General features: G+C 71.5%; 12 protein-coding genes. 8 read left to right on the top strand and 4 right to left on the bottom strand.

Annotated elements, in window-relative coordinates; translation table 11 throughout:
- Positions 1 to 6: 6 nt before the first annotated feature.
- Positions 7 to 960: a hypothetical protein gene (locus tag ACQPZZ_RS33930; protein ID WP_432925832.1), complete on the top strand. Its 954-nt coding sequence runs from the start codon at positions 7 to 9 to the stop codon at positions 958 to 960.
- A 27-nt stretch (positions 961 to 987) separates the two neighbouring features.
- Complete coding sequence (locus tag ACQPZZ_RS33925; protein ID WP_432925830.1) at positions 988 to 1293, top strand: DUF2283 domain-containing protein; 306 nt, start codon at positions 988 to 990, stop codon at positions 1291 to 1293.
- 122 nt (positions 1294 to 1415) lie between these two features.
- Here ACQPZZ_RS33925 and ACQPZZ_RS33920 read toward each other — a convergent pair whose 3' ends face one another.
- Complete coding sequence (locus ACQPZZ_RS33920) at positions 1416 to 3959, bottom strand: glycoside hydrolase family 9 protein (protein ID WP_432925828.1); 2544 nt, start codon at positions 3957 to 3959, stop codon at positions 1416 to 1418.
- 195 nt (positions 3960 to 4154) lie between these two features.
- On the opposite strand from ACQPZZ_RS33920, the gene ACQPZZ_RS33915 reads away from it, so the two are divergent.
- The 3 genes from ACQPZZ_RS33915 to ACQPZZ_RS33905 all read left to right on the top strand — a co-directional run bounded on the left by ACQPZZ_RS33915 (position 4155) and on the right by ACQPZZ_RS33905 (position 7235).
- Entirely contained in the window at positions 4155 to 4736 is a 582-nt protein-coding gene (locus ACQPZZ_RS33915; RefSeq protein ID WP_432925826.1) for an ArsR/SmtB family transcription factor, read from the top strand.
- Positions 4737 to 4770: 34 nt separating this feature from the next.
- On the top strand, positions 4771 to 6030 hold the full coding sequence (locus tag ACQPZZ_RS33910) for an MFS transporter (RefSeq protein WP_432925825.1): 1260 nt from the start codon (positions 4771 to 4773) through the stop codon (positions 6028 to 6030).
- A 140-nt stretch (positions 6031 to 6170) separates the two neighbouring features.
- Complete coding sequence (locus tag ACQPZZ_RS33905; RefSeq protein WP_432925823.1) at positions 6171 to 7235, top strand: MBL fold metallo-hydrolase; 1065 nt, start codon at positions 6171 to 6173, stop codon at positions 7233 to 7235.
- 140 nt (positions 7236 to 7375) lie between these two features.
- On the opposite strand, the gene ACQPZZ_RS33900 is transcribed toward ACQPZZ_RS33905, so the two are convergent.
- Positions 7376 to 8908 (bottom strand): FAD-dependent oxidoreductase, encoded by a 1533-nt coding sequence (locus ACQPZZ_RS33900; RefSeq protein ID WP_432925821.1) that lies wholly within the window; start codon positions 8906 to 8908, stop codon positions 7376 to 7378.
- Positions 8909 to 9411: 503 nt separating this feature from the next.
- Between ACQPZZ_RS33900 and ACQPZZ_RS33895 the strand changes: the two genes are divergently transcribed.
- Positions 9412 to 9891, top strand: a complete 480-nt coding sequence (locus tag ACQPZZ_RS33895) for a MarR family winged helix-turn-helix transcriptional regulator (protein ID WP_432925819.1) — start codon at positions 9412 to 9414, stop codon at positions 9889 to 9891.
- Between the two features lie 107 nt (positions 9892 to 9998).
- Entirely contained in the window at positions 9999 to 10901 is a 903-nt protein-coding gene (locus ACQPZZ_RS33890; protein ID WP_432925817.1) for an SDR family oxidoreductase, read from the top strand.
- Positions 10902 to 10913: 12 nt separating this feature from the next.
- On the opposite strand, the gene ACQPZZ_RS33885 is transcribed toward ACQPZZ_RS33890, so the two are convergent.
- Positions 10914 to 13319, bottom strand: coding sequence for a glycoside hydrolase family 65 protein (locus tag ACQPZZ_RS33885; protein WP_432925815.1), 2406 nt, complete (start codon positions 13317 to 13319; stop codon positions 10914 to 10916).
- Positions 13316 to 14059: a beta-phosphoglucomutase family hydrolase gene (locus ACQPZZ_RS33880; protein WP_432925813.1), complete on the bottom strand. Its 744-nt coding sequence runs from the start codon at positions 14057 to 14059 to the stop codon at positions 13316 to 13318. Before ACQPZZ_RS33880 ends, ACQPZZ_RS33885 begins: the two co-directional genes overlap by 4 nt.
- Before the next feature lie 159 nt (positions 14060 to 14218).
- Between ACQPZZ_RS33880 and ACQPZZ_RS33875 the strand changes: the two genes are divergently transcribed.
- Complete coding sequence (locus ACQPZZ_RS33875; RefSeq protein WP_363647067.1) at positions 14219 to 15406, top strand: ROK family protein; 1188 nt, start codon at positions 14219 to 14221, stop codon at positions 15404 to 15406.
- Positions 15407 to 15417: the final 11 nt, after the last annotated feature.

Genomic DNA, 15417 nt, shown 5'->3' with positions numbered 1-15417 from the left:
GTGGGTGTGACGGTTCCCCCGCAGGTGGACATGATGCTGAGCCTGCTCGGCATGCCCTGGCCGAACGTCGACGAGGACGAGATCCGCAGGGACGCCGACGCCTGGCGGACCGTGCTCGCGGGCACCGAACGGTCCGGAGCGGCGGCGAACGCGACGATCGCGGGGACGGGCGAGGCCTACCGCGGCAGGTCGGCGACCGCGCTGGCCGGCTACTGGAGCGAGACGGGCGGCGAGGGCGGGCACCTGAGCCGGGCGGCCGCCGCCGCGCGATGGGCCCCGCCCGTGCTCGACGGCGCGGCCTGGCTGACGACCGGGGTGAAGGTCGCGGTCGCCTCGACCGCCGTATACACGACCGTCCGGGTCGCCCGGGCGTACCTGGCGGGCGGTCCGCTCGGCGCGGCCCTGGCCGCGGCGGAGATGTTCCGCTCCCGCGCCGCGATCGGGAGGATCCAGCGTGAGGGCGCGGAGGGCGCCGGACGGGTGCTGGTCCCCGCGCTCGACCGCCGTGTCACCGAGCAGTTCCGCCGGGTCCTCGACAATCTGCGCCGGCCGGGAGGCGGTGGCCCCGGGCCCGCGTTCGCCGGTGCGGGCCCCCGGATCCCGGCCAGGGGGACGGTGGGTCCCCGCGCGGCGGCCGGCCGGTCCCCGCACGACGGCCTGGCGCTCATGGGGCGCAGCAACAAGAACGCCAGGAGCGGCGGCAACGGACGACGCGGCGGAGGTGGGCGCCGCGGCGGCGGTGGCGGTGGCGGCCGTGGTGAGGGCGAGGTGGGCTCCCACGCCGACCTGCGTCAGAGCCAGCGTGGCATCAGCGACGACATGGTCGAGAATGCCAGGAGAACGGGCAAGAAGAGCCGGGGCAACACGCCGGGGACCACGGTCTACGAAACGCAGAACGTGAAGATCGTGGAGAACAGCAGGACCGGTAAGTTGATCACGGTCATCCGCAAGAAGAAATAGCCGCCGGGCGAGTGCGAGAGGTCTGACGTGCGCATCGAACACGACAGGGAGAACGACGCCGCCTACGTCTACCTGGTCGACCGGATCGACGACGGGGAGGCGGAGACGCAGATCCAGGTCGAGGCCCCCGAACTACGCGGGGAGATCGTGCTGGACCTGGACAGGAACGGGACCCTCCTGGGCATCGAGGTCCTCGGCGCGTCGTACGTCCTGCGGCCGGAGGTCCTGGCCCAGGCCGGCGACGACACCGGCGAGGGCGGGGACGACGGAGACGGCGGTGGCCAGGACGGCGGGGGCTTCACCCTGCCGCCCTACGAGCCGCACCTGCGTTAGAGAGCGTCTGACAACGCTGACCGTCGCGAGCGTGATCAGGTGGACGCCCCGACGCGGACGACATGGAACCGGCCGCCGCCTCTGCTGAGGCGGCGGCCGGGGTCTTCAGAGGCGACGGCCGCTCAGGCGGAGCAGGCGGCGCCGTTCAGCGTGATCAGGTCGGGCGTGGGGTTGGCCCCCGGCGCGCCCTGGCCGTTGAAGCCGAAGGTGATCGACTGGCCCGGCTTGATGGTCTTGTTGTACGTCTCGTTCGCGGCGGTCACGGTGGCCGCCTTCTGCGAGAACTTGGCGTTCCAGCCGATGTCGACCTTCTGGCCGCCCAGGAACGACCACTTGAGCGACCAGCCGTCGATCGCCTTCGTGCCCGTGTTCTTGACGGTGAGCTGGGTGGTGAAGCCCGCCGGCCAGCTGCCGTGCGTGGTGTAGGTGACCTGGCAGGAGCCCGGAGCCTTGACCGCGCCGTCGCCCTGGTCGGCGACGAAGGCCGACACCCACGAGAGCGCGGAGTTCCAGTTGATGGCCTCCTCGTTGGTGGCGTACGAGTTGATGTCGTCGATGTAGCAGAACTGCGGCTTGCAGCCCTTCAGCTTCGCCTGGGCCACCGGGTCCTCGATGCCGGAGTTCGCGCCGCCCGCGAGCGTGCCGTGCGGCGGATTCGGCAGCGAGGTGTCCAGCGAGTGGGCGTACCACCGGCTGTGCTCGTTCTTCGACGCGACCTCGCCGTAGCCCGTCACGTAGGACTGGTTGAGGGCGTTGCGGCCCAGCAGGTAGTCGACGGCCTCGAGGGCGGCGTCGCGGTACTTCACCGTGCCGGTGATGTCGTAGGCCGCGCCGAGGACGACCGTGTTGTTGAGGATCGCGCTGTTGGAGCCCCAGAAGTAGTTGCCCGGATCGAACGGCAGGCCGTACGGGTGGGCCTCGACGACGCCGAGGTAGCGCTCCGCGCCGTCGACGACCGACTGGCGCACGGCGTCGCGGCCCGGCAGGTCGTTGGGGACGGTCGCCAGGTCGAGGCGGCCGAGCGCGGCCACGTGACCCCAGTCGAACGCGCCGCTCTTGCTCCACAGGTCGGCCGTGTGCTGCGGCGAGGCGAGGACGAAGTCCTTGTACTCCTTCTCACCGGTGGTGATGTAGAGCTCGGCCGCCGCCCAGTAGAACTCGTCGCTGACGTTGGCGTCGTCGTAGGTGCCGCCGCCGACGCCGTCGGAGGGGGAGGCGAGCAGGTCGGGGTGCGCCTTGGCCGCCGCCCACGCCTTCTTCGCCGCCGCGAGGTTCTTCGCGGCGAACGCCGCGTCGTACGGCGCGAAGACCCGGGCCGCCTGGGCGGCCGTCGCGGCGAGGTTGAGCGTGGCGGCCGTGGAGACCGGGTGCAGCTGGCGCTTCTGCGGGTCGAGGTGCGGCAGCAGCGGCAGGCCGGTCCAGTTCTCGTCGTGGATCTTGTGGTGGACCATGCCGTCGGGCCGCTGCATCTTCAGCAGGAACTCCTGCTCCCAGCGGGCCTCGTCGAGCACGTCGGGGACGTCGTCGCCGCTCTCGGGGATGTTCAGGCTCCCGATCGGCTTGGCGGTGGCGGCGTTCTTGGTGCGCTCGAACTCGCTCATGATCTGGGCGACCGAGATGCCGCCGTTGACCACGTACTTGCCGTGGTCGCCCGCGTCGTACCAGCCGCCGGACACGTCGAGGGTGTAGTCGCACACGCCCGGCTGGCAGGGCACGTTCTTGTCGCCCTGGTTGGGGGCGACGTCCACGTGGCCGGCGGGCCGGCCGTACCCGGGACGCAGCGCGTCGTCGATCGCGATGCCGCTGCGCTGGGTGTAGTAGAACTTCAGCGCGTCGAGCTTGAGGTCGGAGTACGCGTCGGGCTTGATGTCGAACGGCCGGCTGGTCTCGCCGTCGGCGGTCAGCGTGTAGCCGGTGCCGGCCTTCACGTAGGAGCCGAAGTCGATCGAGTGGACGTTCTGGCCGGAGCTGTCGTCGATGCCGCGCGGCGTGGTGGTGCCGTGCGCGACCACGGTCCCGGCGGAGTTCTTGAGCTGCCACGGCAGCGCCTCGGTGGCGTCGGTGACCACGGTGGCGTTCTTCGGGCCCTTGGGCAGGTAGGCGACCTGGTTGACGCGCACTCGGGGGCCGGTGTCCGGCGTGTAGACCTCCGGCGGCGCCCCGCCCTTGAGCGAGACGTTGTCCACGCAGAACCGCCACGCGGTCGCGCTGCCGCCGAGCTGGAAGACGACCTGCGCGTTGGACAGGTCGACCGGCGAGGTGAACGTGTAGGTGTAGGTGTTGCCCGAGACGCTGAGCTCGGGGGCGGCCGCCGCGTACTGCGTGTAGGGGTCGGTCGGCAGCTGGACGTACGCCCTGGCGACCTTTCCGGGGTTGGCGGTGGCGAAGAAGCTGAACGCGTAGGTCTCGTCCTTGACCAGCGGGATGTCGTTGAGCCCGATGATCGCGTCCCAGGGGTTGGCGGTTCCCGCGGGGATGTCGGAGCACAGCCGGCCGTCGGCCAGCTCGAAGTTCAGGTTCCCGGTGTGCCACCACGGGTCCGTGGTGGTGTCGAAGGTGCCGTTGGGGATCTGTTCCGGGCCCTCCTCCGCCGTCGCGGGAGGTGCGCCGGTCAGGCAGGCCGTGGCCAGTGCGGCCACGGCGAGGATGCCGATTCGTCTGAGCACAGTCGTCCTCGGGGGGTGGTGGGAGCGCTCCCAAAGTGGTGAGCGAATGGCATGTTTCCTTCGGGTTTCGGCGGGCGTCAACGATCAGACCGGTGGGACGCGCCTGACCGGCCATTGCGAGCCGGTGAAGCTGAAACTTTCATTTCCACAAAGAGACTTTTGCAAAGCTATCTTTGCGATGTTAGCGTCCCACGTATGGATCACGAGGTTTTCCACGTCCACGACTCCCGCACCTTGAAGGCGGTCGCCCACCCGCTGCGGGTGCGGCTGCTGGGGGAGTTGCGCACGAACGGCCCGGCGACCGCGACCGAGCTGGCCGGGCGCCTCGGCGAGAGCTCCGGCTCCACCAGCTATCACCTGCGCCAGCTCGCCAGGTACGGCTTCGTGGAGGCCGATCCCGACCGGCGTGACCGGCGCGAGCGCCGGTGGCGGGCGATCCACCGCTTCACCTCCTGGAGCGACGTGGAGATGGCCGCGACCGCCGAGGGCCGGGAGGCCGCGGCGTTCCTGCGGCGGCGCCAGCTCGAGAAGCTCACCGCCGACGTCGAGAACTTCGAGCGCGAGCGCGACCTGTGGAGCGAGGCGTGGGTCGAGGCCGCAGGGATGTCCGACGTGGTGGTACGGCTGTCGCCGGCGACGGTGGCGTCCCTCTACGGGCGGGTGTCGGCCATGCTCCTGGAGGCCGCCGAGCGGGATCGGGACGACCCGGACGCGCGCCCGGTCGCGGTCCTGCTGGCGGCCCATCCGCGCCGGGACCCGGCGGCCGGTGATGCGTAAGCCAGGGCGGTCGCCCACCGAGGGGAAGCCGGGCATGCGTGAGCACGGGCGCTACGCCGCACTCGAGTTCCTCACCTGGCTGCCGACCGGCCTGACGCTGGCGCCGATGGTGCTGCTCATGTCCGGCAGGGGACTGGACATCGCCGAGATCGGCCTGGTCGGCGCGGTCTACTCGGTCACGATCGTCGTGCTCGAACTGCCGACGGGCGGGCTCGCCGACATCGTCGGCAGGCGCCCGGTGCTCGCCGCGTCGGCCGTCGTCGGCATGGCAGGGCTGGCCGTGATGGCCCTGGCGCACTCGGTGTGGCCGTTCCTGGTCGCGTCCGTGCTCAGGGGCGTCGCGCGGGCGCTGTCCAGCGGGCCCGCCCAGGCGTGGTACGTCGACACCCTGCACGCCCGTTACGGCCCGGCCGCCGACCTGAAGCCCGGGCTCGCGGCCGGCAACGTCGCGGGCGCTGCCGCCCTGGCGCTCGGCACGCTCGCCGGCGGCCTGCTTCCGCTCGCCGTAGGCCGGGACCCGCTGGCCGCGCCGGTCTGGGCGGGGGCGGGGGCCGCGCTCGTCCTCCTCGTGGCCGTGCTCGTGCTCATGCGCGAGCCGAGCCGTGCGGGGAGGGGGCCCGGCCGGGCGGCGGTACGGCTGGCCGAGGTGGTGCGCGACGTGCCGGTCACGATCGTCGCCGGGATCCGTCTCGGTCTGGCCGACCGCGCGCTCGGACGACTGCTGCTGCTGGCCGCCGGGGCCGGCGTGATGCTGAACAGCATCGAGATGCTGACCCCCGGACGTCTCGCCGCCCTGACCGGGGGATCCGAGACGGGCGGCGCGGCCTACGCCTTCGTGACCTTCGCCGGCTTCGCCGCCAACGCGCTCGGCAGCTCCCTCGCGCCGCCGGTCGCCCGGCTCGTGCGCGGCTCGGTCCGTGGGGCGGCCTCGGCCACGGTCGTCACGGGGGCGGCGGTCGTCGCACTGGCCGCCTCGACGGTCCTGCGGGGCACGGCCGGGATCGTCGCGACCGCGGCGGCCTACGTGCTGCTGTTCACCGCGCTCGCGGTCGCCTCCCTGCTCAGGTCCGAACTGCTGCACCAGCGGGTCGCCGCCGATCGCCGTGCCACCGTGATGTCCGTGGACTCCCTGCAGCTCCAGTTCGGCGGCATGCTCTCCTCGCTCTGCCTGGTGCCGCTGTCGGGGACCGCCGGCGTCGGTCCCGTCTGGGCGCTCACCGCCGTGGTCGTCCTCGCCTCCGCGCTCCTGTACGTACGCCTGCCCGCCGGTCCCGTCTCCCGGCACCCCCGGTAGCCCGGTCACCGCCGACGCCGAGAACCTCCGAATCGGAGAGCCGGTCGTATGCCTCGGCCCGGCGTGGGACCCCCGGTAGAACGATATTCGGTAAGGCGGCACAATCGAGCGAGCAAGGCTGCGAGAGGGACGGGGAACCGATGAGCAAGGTGAGGGTGACCGCGGCGAACGAGGCGCAGCGCGCGGCGTGGCTGGGCGGGGGACTGCCGGAGGTCGAGCGGGTGCGGCCGGGACTGTGGTCGATCCCCGTCCCGATCCCGATCAACCCGCTGCGCTACGTGCTGGTCTACGCCCTGGAGGTCCCCGACGGGGTAGTGATCATCGATGCCGGGTGGAACACCGAGGAGGCGTACGGCGCGCTCGCCGCGGGGCTCGCCACGGCCGGATACGAGATCACCGACGTGAAGGCCGTGCTGGTCACGCACATCCATCCGGACCACTACGGCCTGGCCGGGCGCGTCCGGGAGGCCTCCGGCGCCTGGATCGGGCTGCACCCGGCCGACGCCCGCATCGTGCACGACCGCTACGACGAGTCGGCGATCGAGTCGCTCGTGCAGCGGGAGCGCTCCCTGCTGATCAGATGCGGGGTGCCGGACATGACGGCGCAGGAGCTCGCCGGGTCGTCGGTGACGCTGCGCCACTTCGTCACGATGGCGAAGCCCGACCGGCTCATCGAGGACGGCGACCGGCTCGACCTGCCCGGCTGGGACCTGCGGGCGATGTGGACCCCCGGCCACTCGCCCGGTCACCTGTGCTTCGTCGAGCCGCGGCGCCGGCTGCTGTTCTCCGGCGACCACGTGCTCGCCCGGATCACGTCGATGGTCGCGGTGCACCCGCAGTCGGCGGCGAACCCGCTGGCCGACTACCTCGACGCGCTGCGTGCGGTGGGCAAGCTCGACGTGGAGGAGGTGCTGCCCGCCCACGAATACCGCTTCCTGGAGCTGACGGAGCGGGTGGACTACGTGATCGGGCACCACGAGGAGCGGCTGGCCGAGATATGCCGCGTCGTGGCCGAGGCGGACGGCTCCGCCTGCTGGGACATCGCCACGCGGCTCACCTGGTCGCGCGGCTGGGAGGAGATCCCGGCGCACATGCGGCGGGCGGCCAACAACGAGACGCTCGCCCATCTGGTGTGGCTGGAGCAGCGTGGCATGGTCACCCGCGTGCCCGGCGAGCCCGACCTCTGGCATGCGCCGTCCGCCTGACGCCGCCGCGCGGACGTGCCGTCCGGCGCGCCGGGCGTCCGGCGACTGCCCTGCTAGGCGGCGCTGTTCGGCGGCGGCGCGGGTGTGCGGTGGTCAGGAAGCGTGCGCCGGGGGACCACGCCTGGACTCTGGTCAGGTGTTCACCGCGACGCTCCGTCCGTGACGGGGATCATGTCCTGCCGCGGGCTCGCCGCCGCGGTGATGTTCAGGTGGGTTTCGAGGTAGGCGTCGACGACGTCCGGATCGGCGGTCACGGCGGCGACATAACCGTCGGGGCGTACCAGGACCCACTGTCCGGAGACGAGTCCGTAGCCGTCGCGCACGTGCCCGCCGGTGTCGGCGATGTCGCCGCGCTCGCCGATGGTGTGGACATGCACGCCGCGCCGGGCGGCGGGGGCGTCGCCCGCCGGCACGTCGTAGCCGATCAGGGTCCAGTGGGTGCCCCTGAACAGGGAGAACAGCCGGGTGGGCACGCCGCCGGCGCCGGTGACGGGCGCGTCGGGGGCGCGGTGACCGGCGAGCACGCCCGTGGTGCGCTGCGGGTCCGCGAGGGCGAGCGGCGAGTCGGGATAGCCGAGGTCGAGCTGGGAGACATCCCGGTTACGGCTGGTGTCGCCGCTCTTGGCCGCCTCCAGCAGCCGCTTCGACAGGCCGAGCACCGCCTCCGCGACCGGGCGGCGCTCCCTCTCGTAGGACGTCAGCAGCCGCTCCGGGGCGCCGTTGAGCACGGCGGCGAGCTTCCAGCCGAGGTTGTAGGCGTCCTGCACGCTGGTGTTCAGTCCCTGCCCACCGGTCGGCGGGTGGACATGCGCCGCGTCCCCGGTCAGTAACACGCGTCCGACCTGGTAGGTCCCGGCCAGGCGGGCGTTCATCTCGTACGCCGAGGCCCAGGACACCGAGTGGATCAGCACGTCGTCGCGGCCGGTGCGCTCGCGCACCAACGCGGTCAGACCCCGCGCGGACAGGTCGACGTCCACGTCGAAGGGGACCGGCGCCTGGAGCTGGAACATCTCGGTGCCGTAGAGCGGGCACAACATGATCTGGTTCGATCCCTGCCCCCAGCGGTGCCATGCGTCGAATGAGACCCCCTCGGCGATCACGTCGGCCACCACGGCGCGCACCCCGAGGGTGACGCCGTCGAAGGGCACTCCCAGGGACTTGCGCACGAAGCTCGACCCGCCGTCGGCGCCCACCAGGTATCGCGCGCGCACGGTGCGCGCACCGTCAGGGGTGAGGATGCGGGCGCTCACCCTGTCCTCGTCCTGGGCGAACCCGACGAGTTCGTGGTCGTAGTGCGGGGCGTGGCCGAGCTCGGCCAGTCGCTCGCGCAGTCTGCGCTCGGTGAGGAACTGCGGGACCAGCAGCGCCATCCGGTAGGGCTCATCCGGTGTCGGGCCGGCCATGCGCATCGTGGTGTCGACCGGGCCGTCGCCGGTGTAGACGCGCTGGGGCGGATACTCGCCACCGGAGGCGATGATCTTGTCGATCACCCCGAGGTCCTCGAACACCTCCTGGGTGCGCGGCTGGATGCCCTTGCCGCGCGATCCGACGAACGGGTGAGGGGCCTTGTCGATCAAAAGGAAGCTCACGCCCCGGCGGGCCAGCTCAATTGCGAGGGTCTCCCCGGCCGCCCCGGATCCGCAGATGATCACTTCGACGTCGATCCCGGTCATGGTCATGCTCCTCTTCCGCGTGGGTCCGGACGGTTCGGCTGTCCGGAATTTACGTGTAAAACGCACGCATCGTAGGAAGGCATGAGAGCGTCCGTCAATCGGGTACCTGTGAAATCGCTGAGAACACGGGGCCTGGAGCCGAGCCCTATAGGCGTGAGGACAAAAATTGTGTGCTTGATACACTGATACTGTGATGATGTGTCGGATGTCGTCCGGGATCGCGCGGCCCGCGAGGCCGGCGCGTGCCGCACCGAGGGCCATGCGTCCGTACGGCGACCCCGTCGCCACCATGGCCCGCGCGTCCGTGCGGCGGGCCCGTCGCCCCCGTGACGAGATCCGCCTCCCGGTCGTCGGCGGTGCCGCAGGCAGACGTCCTAAAATGCCCTTCGCATCCGCTCCTCCCGGAGAGACCCGATTCTCCGGAGAGACCGGATGCGCCGAAAATTCAGGAAAGGCCGGAGATTCAGGAGAGGCCGGACACTCGAGAGGACGGTGCAGCCGCCTTGACCGCACGGCGACGCCAGACCACGTTGCGCCGTCTCCACGGGGCCATCGTCGATCTGGTCGTGCTGATGAACCTGCCCAGCCGCGACGATGTCCTGTTGGCCGAGGCCGGCGTCTCCCTCGACCGCGCCCTGTTCCACGTGCTCGTGGGCGTCGAGCGGTTCGGGCCGATCGGGGTGGGCGAACTGGCCGAGCGAGCCGGGCGCGACTACACCACCATCAGCCGCCAGGTCGCGAAGCTCGCGGCCCTCGGGCTCGTCGAACGGCGCCCCAGCCCTGCCGACGCCCGGGTGAAAGAGGCCATCATCACCGCCGAGGGTCGCCGCGTCACCGACGCTCTCGACGCCGCCCGCCAGCGCCTGACCGGTCCCGTTCTCGCGCAGTGGAGCGACCGTGACCTCATGGAGCTCGAACGCCTCATGCGCCGCTACGTCGACGACATGTTCGCCGCGGCGGCCAAGGCCACCAGCGGCGACTAGCCGGTAGGCCCCGGGCCGTACCGCGGGCGGCTTTCCCGGTCTGAGCGGTTGGGATATCGTTCGGGAAGTACTAGAACGATGTTCTTGTCCTATGGAAGGGTGGCGCCATGTCCGAGGGGTCCGAGCTCAGGTTCGACGGGAGGGTCGCGATCATCACCGGGGCCGGGCACGGGCTCGGCCGGTCGCACGCGCTGCTGCTCGGCCGGCGCGGGGCGAAGGTCGTCGTCAACGACCTCGGCGGCGCCCTCGACGGCACCGGCTCGTCCTCGGGCCCGGCGGCGGAGGTCGCCGAGCTGATCGTGAAGAACGGCGGAGAGGCCGTGGCCAGCACCGACAACGTCGCCACGCCGGAGGGCGCGGAGGCGATCGTGCGGACGGCGCTCGACGCGTTCGGCCGTGTGGACGTCGTCGTCAACAACGCCGGCATCCTGCGCGACAGGACATTCGGGAAGATGACGGTCGAGGAGTTCGACGCCGTGATCGCCGTGCACGTGCGCGGGTCGTTCCTGGTCAGCCGGGCGGCGTTCCCGCACATGAAGGAGCAGGCGTACGGGCGGATCGTGAACACCTCCTCGCCCGCCGGGCTGTTCGGCAACTTCGGCCAGGCCAACTACTCCACGGCGAAGATGGGCCTGGTGGGCCTCACCAAGACGCTCGGTATCGAGGGCGCGCGGGCCAACGTCAGGGCCAACGCCATCGCCCCCATCGCGTGGACGCGGATGACCGAGACGCTGCTGCCCGCGGAGTTCGAGGACAAGTTCACCCCCGAGCGGGTCAGCCCCCTCGTGGCGTACCTGGCCCACGAGAGCTGCGAGACCAGCGGCGAGGTGTTCTCGGTCGGCGCCGGCCGGATCGCCCGGGTGTTCGTGGCCGAGGGGCCGGGCTGGAAGACCGACGACCTCACCGTCGAGGCGATCCGCGACAACTGGGAGGCCGTCATGGCCGAGCAGCCCTATCTCTCCACCAAGCTGGGCGAGCAGGCCACCGCCTCCCTGCAGGCGATGCTCTGATCCCCGGGCCCTTCACAGCTCCTCGGCCGGTTGCTCGGCCGGAGCGATGAAATCGGTGGGCAGGTTCCCAGGCCGCCGGGACACGGGCGCGCGGCCGGGCGGCTGCCTCACCCGCAGGTTCGGGAAGGGTGGCGGCGGGTTGCGCCGGGCCTGCGGCTGCGCGCCGAGCGGGAACTCCTCGCCGTGGTGCGACAGCGTGAGGGGCGGGCCGTGCAGGAGCCGGTACGTCGTGCCGTCCGGGGTGACGTCGATCCGCAGCAGCCGGCCCCGGTAGCGCACCCGGAAGGTGAGCCGGGTGATGCCCGAGGGCAGCCGGGGTGCGAAGCAGATCCGGCCTTCGCGTGCCCGCATGCCGCCGAACCCGCTCACGAGCGCGATCCACGCCCCGGCCAGCGAGGCCATGTGGACGCCGTCGCGGGTGTTGTGCTCCAGGTCGCGCAGGTCCATCAGCGCGGCCTCGCCGAGGTAGGCGTAGGCGAGGTCGAGCTGCCCCACCTCGGCGGCGAGCACGGCCTGGGTGCAGGCCGACAGCGAGGAGTCCCGCACGGTCAGCGCCTCGTAGTAGGCGAAGTCGCGCGCCTTCTGCTCGGGGGTGAACGCCTCGCCGCACAGGTGCATGGCCAGCACCAGGTCGGCCTGCTTGACGACCTGCTTGCGGTAGAGGTCGAAGTAAGGAAAGTGGAGCAGCAGCGGATACTGCTCGGGCGTGGTGCCCGCGAAGTCCCACACCGCGTGCCCGGTGAACCCCTCGCTCTGCTCGTGGACCCCCAGTCGTTCGTCGTACGGCAGGTACATGGCCGCGGCGGCGTCGCGCCAGATCGCCGTCTCCTCCAGCGTGACCCCGAGTTCCTCGGCGCGGTCGAGGTGGCGTACGGCCACGGCGGCGGCGGCCCGCAGGTTCCGCTGCGCCATCAGGTTGGTGTAGACGTTGTTGTCCGCGACGGCGCTGTACTCGTCCGGGCCGGTCACGCCGTCGATGCGGTAGCGGCCCTCGGCGTCGTGGTGACCGAGCGCGCACCAGAGCCGGGCGGTCGCGACGAGCAGCGGCAGGCCGATGTCCCGCTCGAAACCGGTGTCCTCGGTCGCGTCGACGTACCGCGTGACCGCGGCGGCGATGTCGGCGTTGACGTGGAAGGCCGCCGTGCCCGCGGGCCAGTAGCCCGAGCACTCCTCGCCGTTGATCGTCCGCCAGGGGAAGGCCGCCCCGGCCAGCCCGAGCTGCTCGGCCCGCGCCTCGGCGAGGGGGAGGATCGACTCCCGCCAGGTCAGGGCGTCGGCGGCGGCCCGGGGATAGGTGTAGGTGGCCACCGGCAGCACGAAGCTCTCGGTGTCCCAGAACGCGTGGCCGTCGTAGCCCGAGCCGGTCAGACCCTTGCCCGGGATGGGCCGCCGCTCCAGCCGGGCGCCCGCCTGCAGCAGGTGGAACAGCCCGAAACGCACGGCCTGCTGCACCTCGGCGTCGCCCTCGACCTCGACGTCCGCGCCCGCCCAGAAGTCGTCGAGGAAGGCGCGCTGCTCGTCGCACAGGCCGTCCCAGCCGGTGAGCCGGGCCGCCGCGAGCGCCGCCACGACCTGGTCGTGCATGGCGGGCCGCGAGCGCTTGGCCGACCAGCCGTAGGCGAAGAACTTGTCCAGTCGCAGCCGTTGTCCGGGTTTCAGCCGGGTGGCGACCGTCACCCGGCTGACGTTGCCGCCGCCGTCGCACTCGGCCCTGGTGCCGTCCGGCCCGTCGATCTCGTGGCGCATGCCCGCCGCGACCCGCAGCCGGCTGGCCCTGGTGGAGTGGACCATGACACAGACGCCGTTGCGCGCGGCGATGTTCTCCTCCAGGACGAGCGGCGCCTCCAGCGCGGCGGCGGCGCGGGGGTCGGCGGTCGGCGGCGGCACGGTCTCGTTGGCCACCAGCTCCGACTGGACGACCACGTTGAGCGGCTGATCGACCGGCTCCACCTCGTAGCGGATCGCGGCCACGGCGCGGTGGGTGAACGACACGAGCCGGGTCGAGGTGACGCGCACCTCCGCCCCCGTCGGCGAGCTCCAGCGGACCCTCCGGGTGAGCGTCCCCGCCCGCAGGTCGAGGACCCGCTCGTGTGAGTGCAGCGTGCCGTATCGGACGTCGAACGGCTCGTCGTCCACGAGCAGCCGGATCAGCTTGCCGTTGGTGACGTTGACGACCGTCTGCCCGGACTCGGGATAGCCGTAGCCCGCCTCGGCGTACGGCAGCGGGCGAAGCTCGTAGAAGGAGTTGAGGTAGGTGCCCGGCAGCCCGTACGGCTCACCCTCGTCGAGGTTGCCGCGCAACCCGATGTGCCCGTTGGACAGCGCGAACACCGACTCGGTCTGGGCGAGCACGTCGGTGTGCAGGTGACACTCGCACACCGACCACGGATCGACGATGAAGGCGGGATGTTTGATCATTTGTCGTCCAGCAGTTCGGAGAGGTCCGTCACCACGACGTCGGCGCCGTTGTCCCGCAGGGCGTCGGCCTGATGGCCGCGGTCCACGCCCACCACGACGGCGAACCCGCCCGCGCGCCCGGCCGCGACCCCCGCCAGCGCGTCCTCGAACACCGCGGCCTCGGCCGGCGCGAGCCCGAGGGCCTCGGCGGCGGCGAGGAACATGTCGGGGGCGGGCTTGCCGGGCAGGTCGCGCTCCCTGGCCACCACGCCGTCGACCCGCGCGTCGAACATGTCGTCCAGCCCCGCCGCGGCGAGCACGCGCGCGGTGTTGGCACTGCTGGAGACGACCGCGCGGCGCAGGCCGGCGTCGCGGGCGGCGCGCAGGTAGCGCACCGAGCCCTCGAAGACCTCGACGCCCTGCCGGTCGAGGATCGCCTGGACCAGTTCGTTCTTCCGGTTGCTCAGGCCGCTGACGGTGGGCATGCCCGGCGGGTCGTCCGGTTCGCCCTCCGGCAGGTCGATACCCCTGGACAGGAGGAACCCCCGCGTGCCGTCCAGGCGCTTCCTGCCGTCGACGTAGCGCTCGTAGTCGCCGCCCGCGTCGAAGGGCGTGAACGGCTCGCCGGTGGCGACCGCCCGCTCGCGCAGGTATTCGTCGAACATCTCCTTCCACGCCGCGGCGTGGACCCGGGCCGTGCGCGTGAGCACCCCGTCCATGTCGAACAGGCAGCCGCGCACCCCGTCGGGCAGTCCCAGCATGAGCCCCTCCAACCGTCCTCCCCGCCTCTCTCCTACCCGTACCCGGATCCTGACTTTTGTTGATTTCAGCGAAAGATTGCATCACATCGATAAAAGGTCTTCCCTGATCAAGAGAAAAGGGGTACGTTTCCAGCCAATCACTGGGACGCGGAGGCGTAGGTGAAGAGGACGACCATCAGGCCGGAGAGTGTGCACCAGGCCGCGCTTCTGCGTCTGCTGAGGGACGGCGGGCGGTCGCGCGCCGAACTCGGCGACGTGGTGGACCTGTCACGGTCGAAGCTCAACGTCGAGCTGGACCGGCTCATCGAGGTGGGACTCGCCGAGCCCGACGGACTGGCCGCCTCGCGCGGCGGCAGGCGCTCGGGACGCGTACGCCTGGCCGGTGACATCCGGTTCGCGGGGATCGACATCGGTGCCACCTCGATCGACGTCGCGGTCACCGACGGTGAGCTGAAGGTGCTCGGCCACCTCAGCGAGTCCTGCGACATCAAGGAGGGCCCCGCCGTCGTGCTGGACCGCGCCATCGAACTGCTCGGCAAGCTGAGCAGGGACGGGCTGTTCACCGACCTGAGCGGCGCCGGCATCGGTGTCCCCGGACCGGTGAGCTTCGCCGAAGGCGTCCCGGTGGTGCCGCCGATCATGCCGGGCTGGGACCGCTACCCGGTCAGGGAGACGGTCGGGCAGGCACTGTGCTGCCCCACGGTGGTCGACAACGACGTCAACATCATGGCCCTCGGGGAACTGCACGCCGGTCTCGCACGGCAGGTCGACGACTTCCTGCTCGTCAAGATCGGCACTGGTATCGGCTGTGGCATCGTGGTGGACGGCAAGATCTACCGCGGCGTCTCCGGCAGCGCCGGCGACATCGGCCACATCCGGGTGGACGACCTCGGGCCGGTCTGCTCCTGCGGCAACTCCGGCTGCCTCGAGGCCTACTTCGGCGGCGCCGCGCTGGCGCGGGAGGCCGTCACGGTGGCCCGCTCGGGCGACTCGCCGTACCTCGCCGAAAGGCTCGCGGTCACGGGCACGCTGACGGCCGAGGACGTCGCCGCCGCGGCGGCGCAGGGCGACGCGGGCGCCGTCGGGCTGATCCGCGACGGCGGGCGCCGCGTGGGGCAGGTCCTGGCGAGCCTCGTGAGTTTCTTCAACCCCGGCCTCGTGATCATCGCGGGCGGCGTGGCCAAGCTCGGCCATGTGCTGCTCGCGGAGATCAGAAGCGTCGTCTACCGCAGGTCGCTGCCGCTCGCCACCGGAAACCTGCCGATCGTGCTGTCCGAACTCGGCGACACAGCGGGTGTCATCGGCGCCACCCGACTGATCAGCGATCACGTCTACTCCGCCAACTGACCACCGTTGGG

The sequence above is a fragment of the Microbispora sp. CA-135349 genome (genome assembly GCF_050947365.1).
Lineage (GTDB): Bacteria > Actinomycetota > Actinomycetes > Streptosporangiales > Streptosporangiaceae > Microbispora.
This window is presented reverse-complemented; position numbering and strand designations above follow the sequence as displayed.

Excerpts from the sequence above, each read along its gene's own strand:
- ACQPZZ_RS33915 (WP_432925826.1), top strand. The coding sequence starts at position 4,155 with ATGGATCACGAGGTTTTCCACGTCCACGACTCCCGCACCTTGAAGGCG.
- ACQPZZ_RS33910 (WP_432925825.1), top strand. The coding sequence starts at position 4,771 with ATGCGTGAGCACGGGCGCTACGCCGCACTCGAGTTCCTCACCTGGCTG.
- ACQPZZ_RS33905 (WP_432925823.1), top strand. The coding sequence starts at position 6,171 with ATGAGCAAGGTGAGGGTGACCGCGGCGAACGAGGCGCAGCGCGCGGCG.
- ACQPZZ_RS33900 (WP_432925821.1), bottom strand. The coding sequence starts at position 8,908 with ATGACCGGGATCGACGTCGAAGTGATCATCTGCGGATCCGGGGCGGCC.
- ACQPZZ_RS33890 (WP_432925817.1), top strand. The coding sequence starts at position 9,999 with ATGTCCGAGGGGTCCGAGCTCAGGTTCGACGGGAGGGTCGCGATCATC.
- ACQPZZ_RS33885 (WP_432925815.1), bottom strand. The coding sequence starts at position 13,319 with ATGATCAAACATCCCGCCTTCATCGTCGATCCGTGGTCGGTGTGCGAG.
- ACQPZZ_RS33880 (WP_432925813.1), bottom strand. The coding sequence starts at position 14,059 with ATGCTGGGACTGCCCGACGGGGTGCGCGGCTGCCTGTTCGACATGGAC.